Here is a 5,304-nt window from a genome sequence, read left to right as displayed (position 1 = left end):
GCGGTGGTAATTTTGAGAATCTGGTAGCAGACAGCGATGCTGCAACGACCACGATTAATGATGATGCGGATGAAACCAATCTAACGCTTACTGCAACCGATACAGTCAGTGAAGGTGGCACGATCACCTATACAGCGACATTGGATAACCCAGCCGATACGGCGATGACGGTAACTCTGAGCAATGGCGAAGTCATTAATATTGCAGCGGGCGATACCTCAGGAACCGTTGATGTAGTCACGAATAATGACGTTTATGCAGGAGATAGTTCCGCATCGGCATCGATCGTATCTTCCTCCGGTGGCAATTTTGAAAATCTGATTGTCGATACTTCAGAGGCCACCACTACGATAGTTGATAGTGGCGACGCAACGAATCTGACGCTAACTGCTAATGATACGGTTGTTGAAGGCGGCACGATTACGTATACCGCGTCACTGGATAACCCGGCTGGCACCGCCATGACGGTCACGCTGAATAATGGGCAAGTAATCAGTATTGCTGCAGGAACCACTTCCGGTACCGTTGATGTTATCGCGAGTGACGATGTTTATGGCGGCGGTGATACAGCCAGTGCAGCCATTGATTCTGTCAGCGGTGGAAACTTCGAGAACCTGGTCGTCGATAATGCTCCGGCATCCACCACGATCAGCGACGATGCGGATGAATCGAATCTGACATTGTCTGCGACCGATACAGTCAACGAAGGTGACACGATCACCTATACAGCGACATTGGATAACCCAGCCGATACGGCAATGACGGTTACTCTGAGCAACGGCGAAGTCATCAATATTGGAGCCGGCGAGACTACCGGCACCGTCGATGTTGTCGCGAGTGACGATGTTTATGCTGGTGGCGATACTGCGTCAGCGACAATAGTTTCTACCAGCGGTGGCAACTTCGAGAACCTGGTCGTCGATAACGCTCCGGCATCCACCACGATCAGCGACGATGCGGATGAATCGAACCTGACATTGTCAGCGACTGACACGGTGACTGAAGGAGGCACTATCACCTATACGGCGACTTTGGATAACCCGGCCGACACGGCGATGACCGTTACCTTGAGTAATGGCGAAGTGATCAACATCGCAGCCGGCGATACCTCAGGAACCGTTGATGTAGTCACGAATAATGACGTTTATGCAGGAGATAGTTCCGCATCGGCATCGATCGTATCTTCCTCCGGTGGTAATTTTGAAAATCTGATTGTCGATACTTCAGAGGCCGCCACTACGATAGTTGATAGTGGCGACGCAACGAATCTGACGCTAACTGCTAATGATACGGTTGTTGAAGGCGCCACGATTACCTATACGGCGACGTTAGATAATCCTGCTGATACAGCGATGACGGTTACTCTGAGCAACGGCGAAGTCATCAATATTGGAGCCGGCGAGACTACCGGCACCGTCGATGTTGTCGCGAGTGACGATGTTTATGCTGGTGGCGATACTGCGTCAGCGACAATAGTTTCTACCAGCGGTGGCAACTTCGAGAACCTGGTCGTCGATAACGCTCCGGCATCCACCACGATCAGCGACGATGCGGATGAATCGAACCTGACATTGTCAGCGACTGACACGGTGACTGAAGGCGGCACTATCACCTATACGGCGACTTTGGATAACCCGGCCGACACGGCGATGACCGTTACCTTGAGTAATGGCGAAGTGATCAACATCGCAGCCGGCGATACCTCAGGAACCGTTGATGTAGTCACGAATAATGACGTTTATGCAGGAGATAGTTCCGCATCGGCATCGATCGTATCTTCCTCCGGTGGCAATTTTGAAAATCTGATTGTCGATACTTCAGAGGCCACCACTACGATAGTTGATAGTGGCGACGCAACGAATCTGACACTAACTGCTAATGATACGGTTGTTGAAGGCGGCACGATTACGTATACCGCTATTCTAGATAACCCGGCCGATACGGCGATGACGGTAACGCTGAGCAACGGCGAAGTCATCAATATTGCGGCCGGTGGGACATCCGGTACCGTCGATGTAATTGCGAGCGACGATGTGTACGCGGGCGGTGATACCGCTTCGGCGACGATAGCCTCTACTAGCGGTGGTAACTTCGCAAATCTGGTGGTGGATAGTGATGCAGCGACAACGACAGTCAGCGATGATGCAGATGAATCGAACCTGACATTGTCAGCGATCGACACGGTTAGTGAAGGTGGCACCATCACGTACACGGCTACGTTGGATAACCCGGCTGATACGGCGATGACGGTAACTCTGAGCAACGGCGAAGTCATTAATATTGCAGCCGGTGAGACTACCGGCACCGTAGATGTTGTCGCGAGTGACGATGTCTATGCCGGTGGCGATACTGCTTCTGCCACAATAGCTTCTACCAGCGGTGGAAACTTCGAGAACCTGGTCGTCGATAATGCTCCGGCATCCACCACGATCAGCGACGATGCGGATGAATCGAACCTGACATTGTCGGCAACTGACACGGTTAACGAAGGTGGCACCATCACCTATACAGCGACGTTAGATAACCCGGCCGATACGGCAATGACCGTTACTCTAAACAACGGCGAAGTCATCAATATTGCAGCCGGCGAGACTACCGGCACTGTCGATATAGTTGCAAGTGACGATGCCTACGCGGGTGGTGACACTGCATCAGCAACGATTATCTCTACTAACGGTGGCAACTTCGAAAATCTGGTTGTCGATTCAACTCCAGCAACCACCACGATCAACGATGATGCAGACACAACCAACGTTACCCTGTCAGCGACCGATACGGTGGCTGAAGGTGGCACCATCACCTACACGGCCACGCTAGACAACCCAGCGGCCAGCGCGATGACGGTCACGCTAAGCAACGGTCTTGTAATCTCAATTGCAGCCGGTGCTGTGAGCGGAACCATAGATGCAACAGCCAGCGATGATGTTTATGCGGGTGGTGATTCTGCTTCCGCCGCAATCACCTCAACCGATGGTGGTGGTTTTGAAAATCTGGTAGCCGATACCAATGCGGCAACCACGTCCATCACAGACGATGGTGATGTGACTAATCTGACTTTGACTGCCTCAGATACAGTCAGTGAAGGTGGCACGATTACGTATACCGCGTCACTGGATAACCCGGCTGGCACCGCGATGACGGTCACACTGAATAATGGACAAGTAATCAGTATAGCTGCAGGAGCCACTTCCGGTACCGTTGATGTTATCGCGAGTGACGATGTTTATGGCGGCGGCGATACAGCCAGTGCGGCCATTGATTCTGTCAGCGGTGGTAATTTTGAGAATCTGGTAGCAGACAGCGATGCTGCAACGACCACGACCATCAATGATGATGCGGATGAAACCAATCTAACGCTTACTGCAACCGATACAGTCAGTGAAGGTGGCACGATCACCTATACAGCGACATTGGATAACCCAGCCGATACGGCGATGACGGTAACTCTGAGCAACGGCGAAGTCATCAATATTGCAGCCGGCGAGACTACCGGCACTGTCGATGTAATTGCAAGCGATGATGCTTATGCGGGCGGCGATACCGCTTCGGCAGCGATCACGTCAGCCAGTGGCGGGAACTTCGAAAATCTGGTTGTCGATGAGACCCCGGCATCCACCACGATCAGCGACGATGCGGATGAATCGAACCTGACATTGTCTGCGACTGACACAGTAACTGAAGGCGGCACGATCACCTATACGGCTACGTTGGATAACCCGGCCGATACGGCAATGACCGTTACCTTGAGTAATGGTGAAGTGATTAACATCGCAGCGGGCGATACGTCTGGAACAGTCGATGTAATTGCAAGCGATGATGCTTATGCGGGCGGCGATGCCGCTTCGGCATCGATTACGTCAACCAGCGGTGGGAACTTCGAGAACTTGGTTGTCGATGCAACTCCAGCAACCACCACGATTAATGATGATGTAGACACAACCAACGTTACCCTGTCTGCAACCGACACGGTGGCTGAAGGCGGAACCATCACGTACACGGCCACGCTGGATAACCCAGCCGATACGGCAATGACCGTTACTTTGAGTAATGGACAAGTAGTTAGCATCGCTGCAGGAGCAACATCCGGTACCGTCGATGTTGTCGCGAGTGACGATGTCTATGCTGGTGGCGATACGGCTTCGGCCACGATAGCTTCTACTAGTGGCGGGAACTTCGAAAATCTGGTCGTCGATGATACTCCGGCAACGACCACAATAAACGATGATGCAGACACAACCAACGTTACCCTGTCAGCAACCGACACGGTGGCTGAAGGCGGCACCATCACCTTCACGGCCACGCTAGATAACCCAGCGGCCAGCGCGATGACGGTCACGCTAAGCAACGGCCTTGTAATCTCAATTGCAGCCGGTGCCGTGAGCGGAACTATAGATGCAACAGCCAGCGATGATGTTTATGCGGGTGGTGATTCTGCTTCCGCTGCTATTACCGCAACCGATGGTGGTGGTTTTGAAAATCTGGTAGCCGATACCAATGCGGCAACCACGTCCATCACAGACGATGGTGATGTGACTAATCTGACTTTGACTGCCTCAGATACAGTCAGTGAAGGTGGCACGATTACGTATACCGCGTCACTGGATAACCCGGCTGGCACCGCCATGACGGTCACGTTGAATAATGGACAAGTAATCAGTATCGCTGCAGGAGCCACTTCCGGTACCGTTGATGTTATCGCAAGTGACGATGTTTATGGTGGCGGTGATACAGCCAGCGCAGCCATTGATTCTGTCAGCGGTGGTAATTTTGAGAATCTGGTAGCAGATAGTGATGCTGCAACGACCACGATTAATGATGATGCGGATGAAACCAATCTGACACTGTCAGCGACTGACACGGTTAGCGAAGGTGGCACGATTACCTATACGGCTACGCTGGATAATCCTGCTGGTACCGCGATGACCGTTACTTTGAGTAATGGACAAGTAATTAGCATCGCTGCAGGAGCAACATCCGGCACCGTTGATGTTGTCGCGAGTGACGATGTCTATGCTGGTGGCGATACTGCTTCGGCCACAATAGCTTCTACCAGCGGTGGAAACTTGGAGAACCTGGTTGTCGATACAACTCCAGCAACCACCACGATCAGCGACGATGCGGATGAATCGAACCTGACATTGTCTGCGACTGACACAGTAACTGAAGGCGGCACGATCACCTATACGGCCACGCTGGATAACCCAGCCGATACGGCAATGACCGTTACCTTGAGTAATGGTGAAGTGATTAACATCGCAGCGGGCGATACGTCCGGAACAGTCGATGTAATTGCGAGCGACGATG

Annotated in this window: 1 protein-coding gene; it reads left to right on the top strand. The window is 52.3% G+C overall.

The genetic code is table 11. The features are described from left to right. A partial coding sequence (locus FT643_RS23235) for an S-layer family protein (protein WP_198043822.1) occupies positions 1-5,304 on the top strand: 5,304 nt, incomplete at both ends.

Origin of the sequence: Ketobacter sp. MCCC 1A13808, assembly GCF_009746715.1 — a bacterium.
Classification (GTDB): domain Bacteria; phylum Pseudomonadota; class Gammaproteobacteria; order Pseudomonadales; family Ketobacteraceae; genus Ketobacter.
Note: the sequence above shows the minus strand (reverse complement) of the source record. Positions and strands in the feature narration are given on the sequence as shown.